The sequence below is a fragment of the Methyloversatilis sp. genome, from assembly GCF_965284615.1.
Lineage (GTDB): Bacteria > Pseudomonadota > Gammaproteobacteria > Burkholderiales > Rhodocyclaceae > Methyloversatilis.
The window spans coordinates 3,639,963-3,659,810 of sequence record NZ_OZ260098.1 but is presented as its reverse complement, the minus strand read 5'-3'; the positions used below and the strand labels follow the sequence as shown (position 1 = coordinate 3,659,810).

Here is a 19,848-nt window from a genome sequence, read left to right as displayed (position 1 = left end):
GAAGTAAGCCGCCCCGGGCTTGCGCGGAGGTTCACCGGACCTGTTCAAGCGTTGGCGTAGAAACAAATCGCGTTCCGCCTGAATACCCCCGACGTCCGAACAGCTAGCTTCGTTACCGCGATATCCGATTCCTCAAACACCCTCGGCGCCCGCGTACATGGCAGATCCGTCCCGAACATCAACGCCTCCGGGTTTGCGGCATTAATCCGGCGCAGCGCCTCAGCAACGTCGAAGTCACACCGCCCGAAACCCGTCGCTTTCACCTTGACGCCGCGCTCGACCAGCCACAGCAGATCGTCGAAGCCGTCGGCGGTGAGTCCGAGGTGATCGATGGACACGTTCGGCAGGCGTGCGAGCAGGGCGCGCAGGCCGGCGAGGTGGCGGTTGGCGACGTAGAGTTCGACGTGCCAGCCGCACAGTTCATGCACGCGCAGCGCCATGCGTTCGAGCTGGGACACGTCTTCCGAGCCGCCGCGCTGCAGGTTGAAGCGCACGGCGCGCACGCCCTTTGAGTCGAGGGTGAGGATGACATCGTCTGGCGTGCCGGCCGGCAGTTGCGTCACGCCGACAAAGCCGGGGCCGAGGCGGGCGAGGGCGGCTAGCAGGTAGGTCTGGTCGAAGCCCTGGAAGCTGCCGGATACGACGGCGCCGCCGGTGATGCCCAGCGGTTTTGCGCGGGCGAGGTAGTCGTTGACGGTGAAGAAATCCGGCGTATAGCCCTGGTTCGGGATCAGCGGAAAACCGGGGGCGATGATGTGCAGGTGGGCGTCGAACAGGCCGCCCTCCACGTCGGGCAGAGCGATGCTGTTCATGTGCGGTGCCGTCCTATTTGCGCTCGGCGGCCAGCGCGCGCAGGCCGGCCGGGTCGAGGATGTCGATCTGATTGCGGCCGAGCGCGACCAGGCCCTGTTCGGCGAAGCTCTTCAGCAGGCGGCTGACGATTTCGCGCACGCTGCCCAGTTCGTCGGCCAGTTGCTGGTGCGTCGTGTGCAGGGTCTGACCATGGCCGAGCAGCAGCGCGGCCAGACGCTGGTCGAGGCGCTGGAAGGCGATGGCTTCGACCAGTTGCATCAGCTCGGCCACGCGTTCGGCGAACAGGCTGAACACGAACTGCCGGAAGGCGGGCTCCGACAGCAGGCGATCGAACAGCGAAGTCGGCAGCACCAGCAGCCGGGCCGGTGTTTCGGCCACCGCGTGGGCGTTGTAGTCGATGTGGCCGAGCAGGCAGGCGCTCGATATGACGCAGGTTTCGCCGGCATGCACGCGGTACAGCGGCAGCTCGCGGCCGTTGGCCGATGATTTCGCCACCTTCACCTGGCCTTCGAGCACGAAGGGAAAACCGCCGCAGGGCTGGTGCTCGTCGAAGATGCGGGTGCCGGCCGGGACCTCCATCGCGCGGCCTTCCTTCTCGATCAACCCGCGCGCTTCGGGCGACAGACCGGCGAGCAGCGGATAGATCGCGGTGAGTGCGTCGGTGTGTCCGTTCATGACAGCGTGGCGATGACCGGTGCGTGATCGGACGGCCGCTCCAGCTTGCGCGGTGCCTTGTTCAACGACGCAGGCAGTGCAGCGCGCGGCCAGCGGCGCCGACAGCAGGATGTGGTCGATGCGCAGGCCGAAGTTGCGGCGGAAGGCACCGGCGCGGTAGTCCCACCAGGACCAGGTCTTCTCCGGCTGGTCGAACAGCCGGAAGGCGTCGGTCAGACCGAGTGCGACCAGGCCGGCGAAGGCGGCGCGTTCCGGCGGCGACACGTGGATGTCATCCTTCCAGTCCGGGTGGGCGTCGCGCGGCTCGGGCGCGATGTTGTAGTCGCCGAGCAGCGCCAGCTGCGGGTGACGGGTGAGTTCGTCGCGCAGCCAGTCGGTCAGCGCGACCAGCCAGCGCATCTTGTATTCGAACTTTTCCGAGCCGACCGCCTGGCCGTTCGGGAAATAGGTGCACACGATGCGCACGCCATCGACCGTGGCGGCGATGACGCGCTTCTGTTCGTCGGCGAAGCCGGGGATGCCGATCTGCACGTCCTCGGCCGGCTGCTTAGACAGGATGGCCACACCGTTATAGGTCTTCTGGCCGCTGATCGCGCTGTGGTAACCGGCCGCCTCGAGTTCGGCGCGCGGGTAGTTGGCGTCTTCGGTCTTGGTTTCCTGCAGGCACACCACGTCCGGCTGCTCGGCGGCGAGCCAGTCGGTCAGGTGGGGCAGGCGGACTTTCAGCGAATTGACGTTCCAGCAGGCAATCTTCATCGGTATCGGTGTCGCGGGCAGACGGTGAGCGGGCGAGGCCCCGCAAGGGCGTCGCATTGTCCCATCTGCGCCGGGCACTGAACAGTTGCGTCGGCGGCGCCTTCAGCGCGGCGCGGGCGGCTCCGCGGTCTGGCCGTTGCCCTCGGCGGCAGCACCCTCCGGTGCTTCGGGCGCGGCGGCGGCCGGCTTCGGTGCCTGCGGCTTGGCGCTACCCTTTGGCGGGTAGCCGGCGCGGTCGAGCAGGCGGGTCCAGGCGTCGGCGCTGAAGCCCATCAGCTGGTCGGCACCGGCCGCGATGGCCGGTACGCGGGCCTCCCTCACCTTGAAGCGCGTGGCGAAGGCCTGCTTCTGCTCTTCGGTGGTGATGCGCTGTTCGCTGTAGGCGATGCCGCGGTTCTTCAGCAGCGCCTGCGCCGACTCGCACAGCTTGTCGCACTCGTTGCCGAGCCAGACGGTGACCGGCGCATTCTTCATCGCCTCGCGTTCGGCATAGCTCGGTCCCTGTTCGACCACGCTGGGCTGCAGCTTCTTCTCGGTCGCCGCACGCGCGTCAGCCGGCGGCGGGGTGTCCGAGTAGTGGGTGCGGCCCTGGGCGTCCTTCCACTTGTAGGTCTGGGCGAGGACCGGCGCGGCGCACACGGCGCCGGCGATGGTCACGCAGATCAGTCTGCGCAGCGTCATCATCGTCTCCTCAGGCAGCAGCCACCATGCCGCTGTGACGCAGCAGCGCGTCGGGTTTGGGTTCGCGGCCGCGGAAGGCCTTGAACGATTCCAGCGCCGGGCGCGAACCGCCGACGGCGAGGATTTCGTCCCAGAAGCGGCGGCCGGTGGCGGTGTCGAGCACGGTGCCGGCGACGCTGCGCGCTTCCTCGAAAGCTTCGAAGGCGTCGGCCGACAGCACTTCGGCCCACTTGTAGCTGTAGTAGCCGGCCGCATAGCCGCCGGCGAAGATGTGGCTGAAGCTGTTGGCGAAACGGTTCCACTCGGGCGGGCGCACCACGGCCACCTCGTCGCGCACTTCGCCGAGCAGCTGCAGCAGGGTCTTGTCGCCGCCGGGCACGAAGTCGTGGTGCAGGCGCAGGTCGAACAGCGAGAACTCGATCTGGCGCAGCGTCTGCATGCCGCTCTGGAAGTTCTTGGCGGCGGTCATCTTGTCGTACAGCGCGCGCGGCAAGGGCTTGCCGCTGTTGACGTGGGCGGTCATGCCGGACAGCACGTCCCATTCCCAGCAGAAGTTCTCCATGAACTGGCTGGGCAGTTCGACCGCGTCCCACTCGACGCCGTGGATGCCGGATACCGGGAGATCATCGACGCGGGTGAGCAGGTGGTGCAGTCCGTGGCCGCTTTCGTGGAACAGCGTGATCACGTCGTCATGAGTGAAGGTGGCGGGCTTGCCACCGACCGGCGACGGGAAGTTGCAGTTCAGGTAGGCGACCGGCGTCTGCACGCCGCCGCTGACCGTGCGACGGGTGATCGCCTCGTCCATCCAGGCGCCGCCGCGCTTGGTGTCGCGTGCATAGAGGTCGAGGTAGAACTGGCCGACCAGTTCACCGCCGGCACGCTCGATGCGGAAGAAGCGCACGTCCGGGTGCCACACCGGCGCGGTGTCCGGCTTGATGGTGACGCCGTAGAGCCCCTCGACTACGCGGAACAGACCTTCCAGCACCTTGTGCTCCGGGAAGTACTGCTTCACCTCCTGCTCCGAGAAGTCGTAGCGCTGAACGCGCAGTTTTTCCGATACCCAGGTCATGTCCCAGGGCTGCAGTTCGTCGAGACCGAATTCGTTGCGGGCGAAGGCGCGCAACTCATCCAGGTCACGCTGCGCGTGCGGACGGGCGCGGCCGGCGAGGTCGCGCAGGAAGTCCATCACCTGTTCCGGCGTGTCGGCCATCTTCGGCACCAGCGACAGTTCGGCGAAGCTGGCGAAGCCCAGCATTCTCGATTCTTCGGCGCGCAGCGCCAGGATGCGCGCGATCAGCGGCGTATTGTCGCGCTCCGCTTCGCCGAACTCGGAGGCGCGGGTGGCGTAGGCGCGGTACATGCGGGCGCGCAGTTCGCGGTTGTCGGCGTACTGCATGACCGGCAGGTAGGACGGCATGTGCAGCGTGAACTTCCAGCCATCGCGCTCGTCGCGCTGGGCGGCTTCGCGCGCCGCCTCGATGCTGTCGTCCGGCAGGCCGGCCAGCAGCGCTTCGTCGGTCACGTACTCGGCGAAGGCATTGGTCGCGTCGAGCAGGTTCTCGCTGAACTTCGCCGACAGCGCGGCCAGTTCTTCCTGGATTTCCTTGAAGCGCGGCTTTTGATCTTCGGCCAGCTCGGCGCCGGACAGGCGGAAATCGCGCACCTCGTTGTCGAGGATGCGCTTGCGCGCCGGCGACAGCGTCGCGTATTCGGGCGATTCGCGCAGCGCCTTGTACTTGGCGAACAGCGCGAGGTTCTGGCCGAGCGCGCTGTAGAAGCGGGTGATGTCGGGCAGTGTCGCGTTGTAGGCCTCGCGCCACGCCGGCACGTCATTGACGCCGTGCAGGTGGCCGACGATGCCCCAGGCGCGGTTCACCTGTTCGCCCATGTCGGTGATCGGCGCCGCGAAGCTGTCCCAGGTGGGGGGCTCGGCGCGCGCAGTCAGGTCGTCGATCAGTGCCTGATAGCGCTTGAGCAACTCGCCGATGGCCGGTGCGACGTGTTCGGGCTGCACCGCATCGAAGCGGGGCAGGGCGGAAAAATCGAGCAATGGATTCGTGGTCATGGTGTGCGGACGGTTCGGTACGGGTTAACACGTGCGGCGGTCGCGCGCGGATTTCAATGGGGATTCTAGCCCGCTCTGCGCGCCGCTCACTCAAGTTGGGCATTTCCATGCCGAAAGCAGATGAAGAAAAAAGCCGCGTCCGGAGACGGGGCCGCAAACAGAAGCCCGAGCCATGAAAAGACATCGTCCGACGCGAGTTGATTCCCTGCGCGTGCGCGCCTGCGCGCTGGCACTCTGCTGCGCGTCGTCGGTGGCGGCCGCGGATGACGAGAGCGCCGACCTGGCCGGGCTCGCGCTGGAAGATCTGCTGCAGATCAAGGTCACCACCGCCGCCCGCAAGCCGCAGTCACTGCACAGCACGCCGGCCGCAGTGTTCGTCATCTCCCGCGAGGATATCGAGCGCTCCGGCGCGGCATCGGTGCCTGAGGCGCTGCAGATGGCGCCGGGCGTGCAGGTCGGGCGCATTTCCTCCGGTAGCTGGGCGATTTCGCTGCGCGGTGCCAACAGCCGCTTCGCCGACAAGCTGCAGGTGCTGGTCAACGGCCGCAGCGTCTACACGCCGCTGTTCTCCGGCACCGTCTGGGAAGACCGCGAACTGATGCTGGAGGACGTCGAACGCATCGAAGTGGTGCGTGGACCGGGGGGCGCGCTGTGGGGCAGCAATGCGATGAATGGCGTGATCAACATCATCACCCGCCGCGCGCAGGACACGCAGGGCACGCTGGTCAGTGCCGCGGCGGGCACCGAGCAGCGCGGCTGGCTTGCCGTGCGCCACGGTTTCAGCGTCGGCGACAGCCACAGCGGACGCATCTGGGCCAAGCGCCGCCTGAGCGACGCCAGCGACCGGCCGGATGGCGCGGCCGGCTACGACGACGGACGCAACACCGCCGGCGGCGTGCTCTGGGAAAGCCGGCTCGGTGGCGGCCACACCTTCACGCTGCAGGCCGGGGCGAGCAGCACGCGGCACGGCGAGGAACTCGATCTGACGCGCTATACCTTCGGCGGTGCGCCGATACCCGGCCGTCTCGATACGCAGGAAAACCATCTGCTGATGCGTTACGCCGGCATCGCCGACAGCGGTGCCGACTACTCGCTGCAGGCGTCGTACGCGCATTCGAGCTTTGCCGTGGACAATGCGGCCGGTCCGATCGACGACGCGCGGAATACGCTGGACATTGACTTCCAGCGACGCGAGCCGCGTGGCGGTCGTCATGACGTGATCTGGGGCGCCAGCTACCGCCATACCTCGGACGAACTGAACGTGCAGCTGATCGGCGGTTTCATCCGACCGCCGAGCCGTAGCACCACCTGGACCAGCGTATTCGTGCAGGACGACATCACGCTGCTGCCGGAGCGTCTGCACCTGGTGCTCGGCGCCCGCGTCGAGGAGAGCAATCTCGACAAACCGGAAGTGCAGCCGACCGCACGCCTGATATTCACGCCGGATGGCCCGCACAGCGTCTGGGCGGCGGCGTCGCGCACCACGCGCCAGCCGTCGCGTGCGCTGCGCGATTTCAACGCCGACCTTGGCCCCTTCCCGCAGCCGCCGCTGGCCGGCGGCTTCCGCATCCGCAGCGCCGGCGGGGGCCGCGACATGCGCAGCGAAACTGCCACCTCGCTGGAGCTGGGTTACCGCTACCGCAGCGGCCCGCTGACCGTGGATGTGGCCGCGTTCGCGACGCGTTACCGCCATCAGGCCGAGTACGTCAATGTGTTCAACGGCGTGGTCGCGCTGCCGGCCCCGACCCTGCTGGCCGAGTTCGAAGTGCGCGCCAGCGACGACAGTCGCGCGCACGGTCTCGAACTGGCTGCGGACTATCGCCCGGGCACCGACTGGTCGCTGCACGGCGCCTACACCTACACCGACTCGACGGCGCTGGACCGCACCTTTCGCGCCGACATTCCGCTGACCAATTTCTTCATCTACTCAGCCGATGCGCGACACCGCCTGTCGCTGCGTTCGCTGTGGAACCTGACGCCGCGACTGAAGTTCGATGCCTGGCTCCGCCACACCAGTCGCGTCGAACCGGCGGGTATTCCATCGTTGTCCGATCTCGACCTGCGTCTGGCGTGGACGCCGCGAAGCGGGCTCGAACTGTCGCTGGTCGGACAGAACCTGCTGCACGCGCGCCGCGTGCACTACGCGGCGGACACGCTGCCATCCTCTTCACTGGCGATTGAACGCGGCGCCTATGTGAAGGCGGTCTGGTCCTTCTGACATGACGCTCTGCGTGCGCACCCGGGCTCTGCGCTGCCTGCGTTCGGTCGGCGCCGTCGGGGCACTGCTGTGTGCGCTGGCCGGCCAGGCGCAACCGCATCTGCCGGAGGAGCAGCTGAAGGCCGCCTTCGTGTTCAACTTCGCCAAGTACATCGAGTGGCCGGCTGAGGACGGCACGCTGGCACAGATCGTTGCCTGCGTGATCGGCGATGCCAGCGCGCTCGGCGACGCGCTGGGCGCCTTCCACGGACGGGCCGTCGCCGGCCGCACCTTCCAGGTGAGACGCCATGTGCAGCCCGAGGAGGTCGATCGTTGCCACATCGCGGTGCTGAGCGACAGCAGCGATCGACGGGTGGTGGCCGTGCTGAAGCAGGTGCCGGCGCAGGCAGTGCTCACGGTCAGCGATGCAGAAGGCTTCGTCGATGGCGGCGGCATGATCGGCATCGTGCGCAGCGGGGACCGCCTGCAGTTCGACATCAATCAGGCGGCGTTGCAACGGGCCAATCTGAAGGCAAGCTCGCAGTTGCTCAAACTGGCGCGCAATCTCGGAGGACGGCCCCGATGAAGAGGCCGCGCCTGTTCGCCGAGCCGCCGGACCTGCCGCTGCGCGCCCGGCTGCGCCGCGTGCTGCTGCTGTCGCTGGCGACCGGCCTGGTGATCAATTTCGTGTTCACCTCGCTCAACGGCCTGCTCGGCGAACGCGAGCGGCTGGTCGATCAGCTCGACGCGACCGCGCGCATCATCGGTGCGAACAGTGCGTCGGCACTCGCCTTCAGCGACCCCGATGCGGCGCGCGGCACCCTGTCCGCGGTGTCCAGCGTGGCAGCAGTGACGCGTGCCTGGATACAGCTGAACGACGGCGTGCCCTTCGCCGCATTTCCGCCGTCCGCACCGCCGCCGCTGCCGGGGCAGCAGATCGAAGAGATGACGGTGATCGGTGCGCTGTGGTCGCCCCGCCTGCTGTTCGCGCGGCCGCTGGTCGATGACGATCAGCGCCTGGGCGTCATCGTGCTGGAGGCCGATCTGCTGCCGCTGTGGAGCCGGGTTGCCACCACCATGCTGATCAATGGCATCGCCACTGCGCTGTCCTTCCTGCTCGCCTACCGGCTGTCGGCTGGCATGCAGCGGCGGGTGACCGACCCGGTACAGGCATTGATCGCGTCGGCGCGCCGGGTGGTCGATGAGCGTCGCTACGACGTGGCGGTGCCGCGTCTGGCCAATGACGAGATCGGCCAGCTCACCGATCGCTTCAACGAAATGCTGCACGAGATCGCGCTGCGCGACGCCGAACTGCGCGGCCATCGCGACCGCCTGGAAAGCGAGGTCGAGGCGCGGACCAGCGAGCTGCGGGTGGCGAAGGAACAGGCGGAGGCGGCGAACGAGGCGAAGAGCCGCTTCCTCGCCAACATGAGCCACGAAATCCGCACGCCGATGAACGGTGTCATCGGCATGGCCGGTCTGCTCGAACGCACCCGGCTCGACGACCGTCAGCGGCGTTATGTCGAAGGTATTGCCGGTTCGGCCGAATCGCTGCTGCGCGTGATCAACGACGTGCTCGACTTCTCCAAGATCGAGGCGGGCAAGTTGACGCTGGAAAAGGTCGTGTTCTTTCCGCGCCAGGTGGTCGAGGATGTGGTCATGCTGTTCGCCGACAGCGCACGGGAACGGGGCATCGAGCTGTCGCTGCGCATCGATCCGGCGCTGCCGCGGGCGCTGATCGGCGATCCGCACCGGCTGCGTCAGGTGCTGGTGAACCTGGTGTCGAACGCGGTGAAGTTCACCGCCAGCGGTGAGGTGCTGGTCGATGTGTTGACCACCGGCGCCGATCAGCAGGCACGACCCGGTCGTGCCGTGCTTCATGTCGATGTGATCGATACCGGCGCCGGCATTCCGGCAGTGGCCGAAGCGGGCATCTTCGAGGCCTTCTCGCAGGGCGACAGTTCGACCACCCGCCAGTACGGGGGCACCGGTCTCGGGCTGGCGATCACGCGCGAACTGATCCTGCTGCAGAAGGGGGCCATCGGCTTCTGCAGCGTGCCGCGCTACGGCACGCGATTCTGGTTCGTGCTGCCCTTCGACATCGCCGGCGTGCGTTCGTCGTCGCCGCTGCCGCCGAGCGCCGTGCGTCGCGTGCTCGTCGTCGATCCGGTGCCGCGGGCCGCGCAGACGCTGGCAGCCATGCTCGACGAACTGAGTGTCGAGCACGCGCGCTGTACCGACGCGCACGGTGCCATGGCGGCACTGATGCATGCGTACTTCTGCGGCCTGCCGTTCGACGCGGTGCTGTGTGCGCAGAAGCTTCCGGACGGCGATGCGCCCACGCTGGCCGGCGTGCTTGCGCAGCGCCTGGCCGCGCCGCCGCTATTCGTCCGCGTGCAGGGCTTCGCCGATCCCGAGGTGGTCGAACCGCCGATGGCTACGCTGCGCAAGCCGGTGCTGCGCGGTGAGCTGCAGTCCGTCCTGGGCGGCGACACGCCGCCGCGCCATGCTTTGGCCGATGTCGCTCCATCGGTCGGTACGCCGGATGCGCGGTTGGTTTCGGTGCTGCTGGTGGATGACCATCCGGTCAATCGCGAGATATCGGTCGAGATGCTGCGCGAGCTTGGCTACCGCGTAAGCACCGCGGACAACGGCGTCGAGGCGTGCGAAGCGGTTGAGCAGGCGGTGTTCGATCTGGTGCTGATGGATTGCCAGATGCCAGTGATGGACGGCTTCCAGGCGACGCGGCGTATCCGCGAATTCGAACAGGACGCCGGACGCACCCCGGTGCCCATCGTCGCGCTGACGGCCAACGCCTTGCGCGGCGACCGCGAGCGCTGTATCGAGGCCGGCATGAACGATTATCTGCCCAAGCCGCTGCCGCTGCGCGAACTGAACAGGATGGTGGAGCGCTACGTTCGCAAGGAGGGCGTGGCCGATGCGACGCCGATGGCCGGCGCGATGGCGGCGACCCTGATCGACGAAGTACAGTTATTCAGTGTGCCCGGCATGCGCAGCAATGGTTCGGGGCTGATGACACGCATGACCGCGTTGTTCCGTCGCGAGTCGTCGTCCAGCCTGGCGGCGATGCAGGCGGCCGCGGCGAGTGGCGACGCGCCGGCGCTGCGGGCGGCGGCGCATCGGCTCAAGAGCTCGAGCGGCGCGCTCGGGGCGCGCCTGGTCTATGAGAGGGCGCGCGAGATCGAGAATGCGGCGCGCACCGGCCGCGTCGAGTTCGACGATGTGGCACAGCGCACATTCGAGCAGATTCTGCTGCAGACTTGCAGCGCTCTGGAATATTTGATGACGACGCAGGGCGCTGCATGCGCGCCGGATTCGACGGGAGCCGACGGTGATATTGCTGGTCGATGACGATGTGATGGTCCGCCTGATGGCGGCAGAGGCGCTGATCGCCTCGGGTTTCGAGGTGATGGAGGCCGCGGATGGCGAACAGGCGCTCGAACTGTTCGACCGCCACGAGTTTTCGCTGGTGCTGCTCGACGTGAGTCTGGGCGGCATCGATGGCTTCGAGGTGTGCCGACAGATGCGCGAGCGGCCGCACGGGCGCTCGCTGCCCATCATCATGCTCACCGGCATGGACGACACGCACTCGATCGACAGCGCCTACTCGCTGGGTGCCACCGATTTCGTCACCAAGCCCCTGAACTGGACCCTGCTCGTCTATCGCGTGCGCTACGCCCTGCGTGCGGCCCACACCGTCGCCGACCTCGAAACATCGGAGCGCCGGCTGGCGGTTGCCCAGCGCGTCGCCAGACTGGGCGGCTGGCTGTGGCATGTCGACGAGGATCGCTGCGAGCGCAGCAAGATCTGCCTCGACCTGTGGGGCGACACGCCCAGTTCGCTGCACGAGGTGCCCTTCGGCCTGCTGTCGCGCGTGCTCAGCCCGGACCGCCAGCATCTGCGCGAGGCGATGGAGCGCGCCCGCGAAGGCGAGGCCTACCAGATGAGTTTCCGCGTGCAGCGCGACGAGGGCACCGTGGTGACGCTGTACGAGCAGGCGCTGCCGGTGCGCGACGAGTTCGGCCGTGTGGTGCGCATCGAGGGCGTCACGCAGGACGTGACCGAGCGCGAGCAGGCGCAGCGGCGCATCCGCTTCCTCGCCTACCACGACAGCCTGACCGGTCTGGCCAATCGCCAGATGTTCCGCGAAATGCTGGACCACACGCTGGCGCGTTCGCAGCGCACCGGCTCGCGCTGCGCGCTGCTCTACCTCGATCTCGATCGCCTGAAGCGCATCAACGACAGCTACGGCCACACGCTGGGCGACCAGATATTGCGCGAGGTGGCGAGCCGGCTGCTCGCGTCCATCCGCTCCGCCGATCTGGTGGCGCACGACGATTCGCTGCACGAGGAAGTGGTGGCGCGGCTGGGCGGTGACGAATTCACGGTGCTGCTGACCGACCTGTCGCGCGCCGAGGACGCCGCGCGCGTGGCGGCGCGCATCTGTGCCGAACTGGGGCGGCCGCTGCAGGTGGCCCATGTCGAACTGGTGGTGACCGCGTCGATCGGCATCGCCATCTTCCCGGACAACGGCGCCGATCCGGAGACGCTGCTGCGTCACGCCGACATGGCGATGTACGCGGCCAAGCAGCGCGGGCGCAACACCTACGAATTCTTCACCGAGGCGATGCAGCAGCAGGCGGTCGAGCGGCTCTCGCTGGAGCAGGATCTCGCGCGCGCACTGGAGAGCGGCCAGTTCTCGCTGCATTACCAGCCGCAGGTTGACGCCGGCAGCGGCCGCATCGTGTCGGCCGAGGCACTGCTGCGTTGGGAACATCCGCAACGCGGCATGGTGTCACCGGTGCAGTTCATTCCGGTGGCCGAGGAAACCGGCCTCATCGTGCCGCTCGGCGAATGGGTGGTACTGACCGCCTGCCGCCAGATGGCGGAATGGCGTCAGGCCGGCTTGCCGGTGGTGCCGGTCGCGGTGAATCTGTCGGCGCACAATTTCCGCTCCGATTCGCTGCTCACGTCGATCGCGCACGCGCTGGAATCGACCGGTCTGCCGTCGAGCTATCTGCACGTCGAACTGACCGAGAGTGCCGTGATGCAGGAGCCCGAGGCGGCGATGAAGACGCTGGGCGCGTTGAAGGCGATCGGTCTGAAGCTGTCGATCGACGACTTCGGTACCGGGTACTCGTCGCTGTCTACGCTGAAGCAGTTCCCGATCGACCTGTTGAAGATCGACCGCAGCTTCGTCCGCGATCTGCCGGAAGACGGCAGCAGCGCGTCCATCGTCGAGGCCATTCTGGCGCTGGCGAATGCGCTCGGTCTGGGCGTCGTGGCCGAAGGGGTGGAAACGGCTGCACAGCGAGACTTCCTGTGCAGCCGGCGCTGCGGCTTGATGCAGGGCTACCTGTTCTCGAAGCCGCTGCCGGCCGACGGGTTTGCCCAGCTGCTCGGGGCGGTGCCGCGTTACGCCTGAGCGGCACCAGTCAGGTTCAGCCCTTGCTGCCAGCCAGCACCATGTCTTCCTCGATCAGAACGTTGTTGCCATCCGGCACCACGGTGTCCACGCGGTAGATGCCACCGGGCACGGCGTCGGACAGCACGAAGATATAGGTCTTGCCGAGGTACTTCGGAAATTTCTGCTTGTTCGGATCGTCGCGGTAAGGCGTGATGCGATATTCCTTCGCGTCCACCGTCTTGCCGCCGAAGCTCACCTTGACCGGCGTGGCCTTCGGTCCTTCGGCCAGTGCCAGACGGATGCGCTTGCGGAAGTAGTTCGACTTGCCGCCGGTCAGCCGTTCCATTTCACGGATGTCGCGCTCAAGGAAGCACATCAGGGCCGGGTTGCTCTGCGCGGCATCGATCTCCGGGATTTCGGTCTTGCGAACGCCGCTCAGACAGCTGGTGCTCACCTTGCGGGCGCCTTTTTCCTCGCTGACGCGCACCTCGACCGTGTCCTGGAATGCGGCCTCCTGGCTGCCGCTGCGCTTGAACGAATAGCTGAGCGTAGCCGGGGCCTTCACTGCCGACATCTGGTCGTTCATGAACAACTGCTTCTCGGCTTCGGTGATTTCCTGGCTCGGCTCTGCGTGAGCGATGCCGATCGATGCGAACAGTGCGAACAGCAGGGCGGGAAGGGTGGGGCGGAACTTCATGGTGACTCCTCGTGATTGCCGGGTCTGTGCCCGTTCTGGGGGTGAATTCAGCATGTGGTTGACGCACCGCCGGCGCAGGCGTTGACGCGCGCGTCGAGGGCTTCGACGGCGGTCGGCGCGATGCGCTCGAGGCGGGCGCGCGCACTGGCAAAGGCGGCCTGATCATTCGTCCGGTACTGCGCCAGTGCGAGGTCGCTGATGAAAACAGGGTTGTTGCTTTCGAGTGCGTCGGCGCGCGCAAAGGCGGCTGTCGCGTCGATGCCGCGCCCGACCTGTGCCCGGCCAAGCGCGTGCCAAGCGGAGGCATTTTGCTGATCGCCGGCGATCCAGTCGCGCGCGAGGCGTTCGAGGTCGGCCCAACGCCCTTCCGCTTCGAGGCGCAGCGTCTGCAGGAAGAGCGGCAGTGCCGGCTCCGGGGCGTCCCAGAAGGGACGTCCGTCGAGCGGTGCGACCTCGGGGCCGGGCGGCAGCTTCAGCGCCTCGGCGATCCAGGCGACCGGTACGGAAAACTGATTGTCGGTGCCGGCGCGGAACTTGAACGTCATCAGGCCTACCAGGCGGCCGTCGCGGTCGAACATGCCGCCGCCACTGGCGCCCGACGTAAACGGGGTGGTGCTCTGGATCACCTGCGCACCGTCGTGTGCATGCAGCCGCAATACCGTGCCGTTGCTGACGCGTGGCGCCGCGCCGAGGATGTAGCCCAGTGCCACCAGTTCCTCGCCCGGCTTGAGCGGCGTTTCACGCAGCGGTACCGGTGGCACCTGTGCAGCGCCCGGCACATCGAGCAGGCACAGGTCGCGCGCGACCATCGCGCGCTGGCTGCTTACCTGCATGCGCTCGCCGTTGGACACCACACGCAGCGTGCTTGCCCGGGCGGTGACGTGACAGGCGGTGGCGATGACGCCCGGTGCCACCGCCACGCCGGTGCCGACACCCACGTTGCCGCGGGCATCGGACGCTTCCACTTTCAGCACGCTGGGACGCAGGCTGATCAGCGCCGCGATGTCCCGCTCGCCCAGCGCGCTGGCCAGCGACGGCAAGGCGGTGAGCAGCAGGGTCGCGGTCAGGCGGAAGTACATCGACACGACCCGGGTCTCAGCGATCCGCAGCGGTGTGGCTGGCCTGCGATTCGTCGATCAGCGGCACACCGTAGGAGGTCAGGATGGCCTGGATACCGGGCAGGTTGCGCTGAACGGACTCCTCGATCTTGTTCTTCCAGTCCTTCTCGCCGTAACGCACCGCCATCGTGATCGCGTAGTCGAACTTGACGTTGTTCTCCGGCGGAAAGCCGACGGTGACGAGGTCAGTCGCGCCGGAATTCTTCGCGAAGTAGCCGGCGATAGGACCCCAGGCCATCGCGACGTCCAGCTTGTCGGCGACCAGATCCTTCTCGACGATCTCGCCCGGGTAGGCACCCGGATCGCCGGACTGCCGCTGGTACGAGATGGCCTGGTCGAACAGCTTGTTGCGCAGCAGCCAGTCCACCGGCGGCGTCTGCGAGAAAACGCCGAACTTCAGCTTGGACAGCTTTTCCGGCGGCAGCTTGAGCAGGTCGTCCGGCACCTTCACGTCGTCCAGACCGCGCCCCTTCTTGAACACCATCGCGTAGGTCGAGCGGTAGTAGGGCTTGATCGTGGCGCCCATGTCGAAACCGACCGGGACACCGACGATGAGGTCGCATTTGTACTTGCCCGGAATCTTCTCGTGCTTGGCGCGCAGCGTCATGCGCACGAAGCCCATGCGGTGCGGGAAGAAGGCGTATTCGAGGGTGTAGCCGAGATCCTTGGCGAGGAGCTCGGCAATCTTGTTTTCGTAACCTTCGCCCTTGTCGTTCGACAAGGGCAGGTTGTTCGGATCGGCGCAGACGCGCAGCACCTTGTCGTCGCCGGTTTCGGCAGAAGCGAGCGGCGCGGCGAGTGCGGTGGCGGCAGCCAGGGCGATGGCAGCGGACAGTCGATACTTCATCTTGGGGTCTCTCCTCCGTGTCTATATGGCGTGATGTCTTTTTTATCGAAGGGGTGGCTGACGCCTATCCTTCAAGGTGACAGTCTGACATCGACCGAGGGGATTTTGTTTTGTGAATTCCGGTGATTTGTTCCACGCGCGCGATGCGCGGGGCGCACTCGCGATCGGCGGCGGCAGGCCGGTTCGCCCGGTTCATGTGCCATCCGGGCAAAAAAACTGGCACCTGCGTTGCCGCGAGGTGCCAGTTCAGGGTCAGACGGGAGGGCGCCTCAGACGCCCTCCTTGTACTGTGCCAGATTACGGCAGTGCGAACACCGTCATCACGCCACCCAGTTCGGTGTAGCTCGCCAGTTCGGCGTAGCCACCCACGGCGCCCAGACCATCGGTCGGCTTCTCGAGACCGGCTGCCAGACCGATACCGGCCCAGCCACCAATACCCGACAGGATGCCGATGTACTGCTTGCCCTTGTATTCCCAGGTGTTGACGTTGCCGATGATGCCGGACGGCGTCTTGAACTTGAACAGTTCCTTGTTGATGTCGTCAGCATCGACGCACTTGAGGTAGCCCTCAAGCGTGCCGTAGCAGGCGATGCCACCGGCCGTGACCAGGGCGCCCGACCACACCGAGAACTTCTCCGGCTTGGACTGGACGATCTTGCCCTTGCCAGCGTCCCAGGTGATGAAGTTGCCCATGCCGCCGTGGCTGCCCGGGGCCGGGAACATCGACAGGGTGGCGCCGACGTACGGCTGGCCAGCGGTGTACTCAACGCGGAACGGCTCGTAGTCCATGCAGACGTGGTTGGTCGGCACGTAAAACAGGCCATTCTTCGGGCTGAACGCAGCGGGTTGCTGGTCCTTGGTACCCAGAGCGGCCGGGCAGACGCCCTTCGTGTTCACGTCTTCACCGTTCTGACGGGTGGAGTACTTGGCCACGACTTGCGGACGGCCGGTGTTCATGTTGACGTGGGTCGCCCAGTTCACCTTCGGATCGTACTTCTCGGCCACCAGCAGTTCGCCGGACACGCGGTCCATCGTGTAGGCGAAGCCGTTACGGTCGAAGTGCACCGCAACCTTGCGCTTCTTGCCCTTCACATCCACGTCAGCCAGGATGACTTCGTTGATGCCGTCGAAGTCCCACTCGTCGTGCGGGGTCATCTGGTAAACCCAGCGAGCCTTGCCGGTATCGACGTCACGCGCCCACAGGGTCATCGACCACTTGTTGTCGCCCGGACGCTGCGACGGGTTCCAGGTCGAGGGGTTGCCCGAACCGTAGTACATCAGGTTCTCTTGCGGGTCGTACGAGTACCAGCCCCAGGTCGTGCCGCCACCGATCTTCCACTGGTCGCCCTGCCAGGTCTTCAGGGACGAATCCTTGCCCACCGGCGCCATCTTGCCGTTGGTCCAGGTCATGGTCTTTTCCGGATCCATCAGCATTTCTGCGTCGGGGCCGGTCGAGTAGCCCTTCCACACCTGCTTGCCGGTGTTGATGTCGTAGGCAGCGACGTAGCCGCGGATACCGAATTCACCGCCGGAGATACCGGTGATGACCTTATCCTTGAACACGTGCGGGGCGTTGGTGTTGGTGCCGCCAACCTTCGGGTCGCCGTTCTTGACTTCCCACAGCTTCTTGCCGGTCTTGGCGTCGAGCGCGACCAGCATGGTGTCTGCCTGCTGCAGGAACACCTTGCCTTCGGCGTAGGCGAGACCACGGTTCACCGTGTCGCAGCACATCACCGGGATCACGGACGGATCCTGCTTCGGCTCATACTTCCACTTGATCTTCTGGGTTTCCAGATCGATTGCGAAAACCTTGTTGGGGAAGGGGGAGTGCACGAACAGGGTGTCGCCGATCACCAGCGGGCCGCCTTCGTGACCGCGCAGAACGCCGGTCGAGAAGGTCCAGGCCACCTTCATGTTCTTGACGTTGCTCTTATTGATCTGGTTCAGCGTGCTGTAACGCTGGTTCTCGAAGTTGCCAGCTTGCATTGCCCAGTTTTTCGGGTCTTTGATCAGCTTGGCGACGTCAGCGTTAGCGAGCGCAGTGCCCGGGATGGCCAGTGCGGCGACCCACAGGGGCAGTTGTTTCATCTTGCTAGACATAGGCTCCTCCTCATTGCTACCAAAATGTGACCGGACCCCATGTCGAAGGCTCCGGCCGCTGTTGCCCTGCGACGCCCATAAGTGCCCCCGGGCGTCGAGGTAATGAAGATATAGCACACGATTTTTGAACAGCGGGAAGTTTTCCCCGCAAGATCTTAAAATTTTAAACTTGACGAAGATTAGAAAAAGTGCTCCCCGGCGTCAAAACTGCGTTTGGCCGGGATGATTGCCCTCGCTTGTGGCGCGCTGCAACATGGAAAAAATCGCTGGATGTTGCAGCGCGCAACAGCGCCGCCGACACTGTGTGACGCCGGAACGTTCCGGAACGGAACACTTGGTGTTGCTTAAAAATGAGGCAGTCCGAACGAAAAAAACGGCACTTCACGCTTGCGCGAAGTGCCGTTCAGGGACCCGCCGGGGGAGGCGGGTTGTCCAGGACAGACAGTGGATCAGGGCAGTGCGAACACCGTCATGACGCCGCCCAGCTCGGTGTAGTTGGCCAGTTCGGCGTAGCCACCCACGGCGCCCAGACCATCGGTGGATTTCTCCAGGCCGGCTGCCAGACCGATACCGGCCCAGCCACCGATACCCGACAGGATCCCGATGTACTGCTTGCCCTTGAATTCCCAGGTCGTCACGTTGCCGATGATGCCGGACGGGGTCTTGAACTTGTACAGTTCCTTCGTGATGTCGTCGGCGTCAACGCACTTGAGGTAGCCCTCGAGCGTGCCGTAGCAGGCGATGCCGCCGGCCGTGACCAGGGTGCCCGACCACACCGAGAACTTCTCCGGCTTGGACTGGACGATCTTGCCCTTGCCGGCGTCCCAGGTGATGAAGTTGCCCATGCCGCCGTGGCTGCCCGGGGCCGGGTACATCGACAGCGTCGCGCCGACGTAGGGCTGGCCCGCGGTGTATTCGACGCGGAACGGCTCGTAGTCCATGCAGACGTGGTTGGTCGGGACATAGAACAGGCCGTTCTTCGGGTTGAACGACGCCGGCTGCTGGTCCTTCGTGCCGAGCGCGGCCGGGCAGATGCCCTTGCTGTTCACGTCCTCGCCGTTCAGGCGGGTCGAGTACTTGGCCACCACCTGCGGGCGGCCGGTCACCATGTCTACATGGGTGGCCCAGTTCACCTTGGGGTCGAACTTCTCGGCCACCAGCAGTTCGCCGGTCACGCGGTCCAGCGTGTAGGCGAAGCCGTTGCGGTCGAAGTGGACGGCAACCTTGCGCTTCTTGCCCTTGACGTCGATGTCGGCAAGGATGACCTCGTTCACACCGTCGAAGTCCCACTCGTCGTGCGGGGTCATCTGATAGACCCAGCGCACCTTGCCGGTATCGACGTCACGCGCCCACAGGGTCATCGACCACTTGTTGTCGCCCGGACGCTGCGACGGGTTCCACGTTGACGGGTTGCCGGTGCCGTAATACATCAGGTTTTCCTGCGGGTCGTACGAGTACCAGCCCCAGGTCGAACCGCCGCCGATCTTCCACTGGTCGCCCTGCCAGGTCTTCAGCGACGAATCCTTGCCCACCGGTGCCATCTTGCCGTTGGTCCAGGTCATCGACTTTTCCGGGTCCATCAGCATTTCTGCGTCGGGGCCGGTCGAATAGCCCTTCCACACCATCTTGCCGGTGTTCAGATCGTAGGCGGTCACACGACCGCGCACGCCGAACTCGCCGCCGGAAATGCCGGTGATCACCTTGTCTTTGAACACGTGCGGAGCCTGGGTGTTCGTCTCGCCGATCTTCGGATCGCCGTTCTTCACGTCCCACAGCTTCTTACCGGTCTTGGCGTCGAGTGCGACCAGCACGGTGTCGGCCTGCTGCAGCAGGATCTTGCCTTCGGCGTAGGCGAGGCCACGGTTAACGGTGTCGCAGCACATGACCGGAATCACCGACGGATCCTGCTTGGGCTCGTACTTCCAGACGATCTTCTGGGTTTCCAGATCGATCGCGAACACCTTGTTGGGGAAGGGCGAGTGCACGAACAGCATGCCGCCGATCACCAGCGGGCCGCCCTCGTGACCGCGCAGCACGCCGGTCGAGAAGGTCCACGCCACCTTCAGATCCTTGACGTTCTTCTTGTTGATCTGGTTCAGCGTGCTGTAGCGCTGGTTCTCGAAGTTGCCGGCCTGCATGGCCCAGTTCTTCGGATCCTTGATCAGTTTCGCCAGATCGGCGTTGGCCATCGCGGCGCCCGGAACGGCGAGCGCGGCGAGCCACAGGGGCAGTTGTTTCATCTTCACGGACATGGGGTGTTTCTCCTCGTTGCTTTCCCAATGGCCCACGCCTGAACGGCCCGGACCGGCGGCCCCCGCCGGAGCCCATAAGTGACTCTCTGTTCACGGGTTATGGACTTATACATCGCAGAATGCAACGACGGGATGGAATCCCCCGACCAAGAGCCTGGATGCCCCGATGTCGGGATGAATTCACGGTCAAAACGGGGATATATCCCGGATTCAAGGATT

13 protein-coding genes and 1 pseudogene are annotated in these 19,848 nt (G+C 65.8%); 4 read left to right on the top strand and 10 right to left on the bottom strand.

Going from position 1 to position 19,848, the window contains the following annotated elements:
- Window positions 1-44: 44 nt before the first annotated feature.
- From ACQ66H_RS17410 to ACQ66H_RS17390, 5 genes and pseudogenes are all read right to left on the bottom strand, one after another.
- Complete coding sequence (locus ACQ66H_RS17410; protein WP_430435059.1) at window positions 45-812, bottom strand: amidohydrolase family protein; 768 nt, start codon at window positions 810-812, stop codon at window positions 45-47.
- Between the two features lie 13 nt (window positions 813-825).
- On the bottom strand, window positions 826-1,488 hold the full coding sequence (locus ACQ66H_RS17405; RefSeq protein ID WP_430435058.1) for a Crp/Fnr family transcriptional regulator: 663 nt from the start codon (window positions 1,486-1,488) through the stop codon (window positions 826-828).
- Window positions 1,485-2,244, bottom strand: a pseudogene (xth, locus tag ACQ66H_RS17400) (exodeoxyribonuclease III). Before xth ends, ACQ66H_RS17405 begins: the two are co-directional and overlap by 4 nt.
- A 102-nt stretch (window positions 2,245-2,346) precedes the next feature.
- On the bottom strand, window positions 2,347-2,925 hold the full coding sequence (locus ACQ66H_RS17395; RefSeq protein WP_430435057.1) for a DUF4124 domain-containing protein: 579 nt from the start codon (window positions 2,923-2,925) through the stop codon (window positions 2,347-2,349).
- Window positions 2,926-2,935: 10 nt separating this feature from the next.
- Complete coding sequence (locus ACQ66H_RS17390; protein WP_430435056.1) at window positions 2,936-4,990, bottom strand: M3 family metallopeptidase; 2,055 nt, start codon at window positions 4,988-4,990, stop codon at window positions 2,936-2,938.
- A gap of 172 nt (window positions 4,991-5,162) precedes the next feature.
- On the opposite strand from ACQ66H_RS17390, the gene ACQ66H_RS17385 reads away from it, so the two are divergent.
- The 4 genes from ACQ66H_RS17385 to ACQ66H_RS17370 are packed head-to-tail and all read left to right on the top strand — an operon-like array spanning window position 5,163 to window position 12,633.
- Entirely contained in the window at window positions 5,163-7,208 is a 2,046-nt protein-coding gene (locus tag ACQ66H_RS17385) for a TonB-dependent receptor plug domain-containing protein (RefSeq protein WP_430435055.1), read from the top strand.
- 13 nt (window positions 7,209-7,221) lie between these two features.
- Window positions 7,222-7,773 carry a YfiR family protein gene (locus tag ACQ66H_RS17380; protein WP_430435054.1) on the top strand — a complete coding sequence of 184 codons (552 nt, stop codon included), beginning with the start codon at window positions 7,222-7,224 and terminating at the stop codon, window positions 7,771-7,773.
- Window positions 7,770-10,559 carry a response regulator gene (locus tag ACQ66H_RS17375; RefSeq protein WP_430435053.1) on the top strand — a complete coding sequence of 930 codons (2,790 nt, stop codon included), beginning with the start codon at window positions 7,770-7,772 and terminating at the stop codon, window positions 10,557-10,559. The genes ACQ66H_RS17380 and ACQ66H_RS17375 overlap by 4 nt, the downstream gene beginning before the upstream one ends.
- Complete coding sequence (locus ACQ66H_RS17370; RefSeq protein WP_430435052.1) at window positions 10,540-12,633, top strand: putative bifunctional diguanylate cyclase/phosphodiesterase; 2,094 nt, start codon at window positions 10,540-10,542, stop codon at window positions 12,631-12,633. The genes ACQ66H_RS17375 and ACQ66H_RS17370 overlap by 20 nt, the downstream gene beginning before the upstream one ends.
- Window positions 12,634-12,649: 16 nt before the next feature.
- On the opposite strand, the gene ACQ66H_RS17365 is transcribed toward ACQ66H_RS17370, so the two are convergent.
- From ACQ66H_RS17365 to ACQ66H_RS17345, 5 genes are all read right to left on the bottom strand, one after another.
- Window positions 12,650-13,312, bottom strand: coding sequence for a hypothetical protein (locus tag ACQ66H_RS17365; RefSeq protein WP_019916904.1), 663 nt, complete (start codon window positions 13,310-13,312; stop codon window positions 12,650-12,652).
- 47 nt (window positions 13,313-13,359) lie between these two features.
- Window positions 13,360-14,391 carry a S1 family peptidase gene (locus ACQ66H_RS17360; RefSeq protein WP_430435657.1) on the bottom strand — a complete coding sequence of 344 codons (1,032 nt, stop codon included), beginning with the start codon at window positions 14,389-14,391 and terminating at the stop codon, window positions 13,360-13,362.
- A 16-nt stretch (window positions 14,392-14,407) separates the two neighbouring features.
- Window positions 14,408-15,277 carry a quinoprotein dehydrogenase-associated putative ABC transporter substrate-binding protein gene (locus ACQ66H_RS17355; protein WP_430435051.1) on the bottom strand — a complete coding sequence of 290 codons (870 nt, stop codon included), beginning with the start codon at window positions 15,275-15,277 and terminating at the stop codon, window positions 14,408-14,410.
- A gap of 297 nt (window positions 15,278-15,574) precedes the next feature.
- The gene (locus tag ACQ66H_RS17350; protein WP_430435050.1) at window positions 15,575-17,377 is read right to left on the bottom strand and encodes a methanol/ethanol family PQQ-dependent dehydrogenase; all 1,803 of its coding nucleotides are present in this window, start codon (window positions 17,375-17,377) and stop codon (window positions 15,575-15,577) included.
- A 449-nt stretch (window positions 17,378-17,826) separates the two neighbouring features.
- Window positions 17,827-19,629: a methanol/ethanol family PQQ-dependent dehydrogenase gene (locus tag ACQ66H_RS17345; RefSeq protein ID WP_425763140.1), complete on the bottom strand. Its 1,803-nt coding sequence runs from the start codon at window positions 19,627-19,629 to the stop codon at window positions 17,827-17,829.
- Window positions 19,630-19,848: the final 219 nt, after the last annotated feature.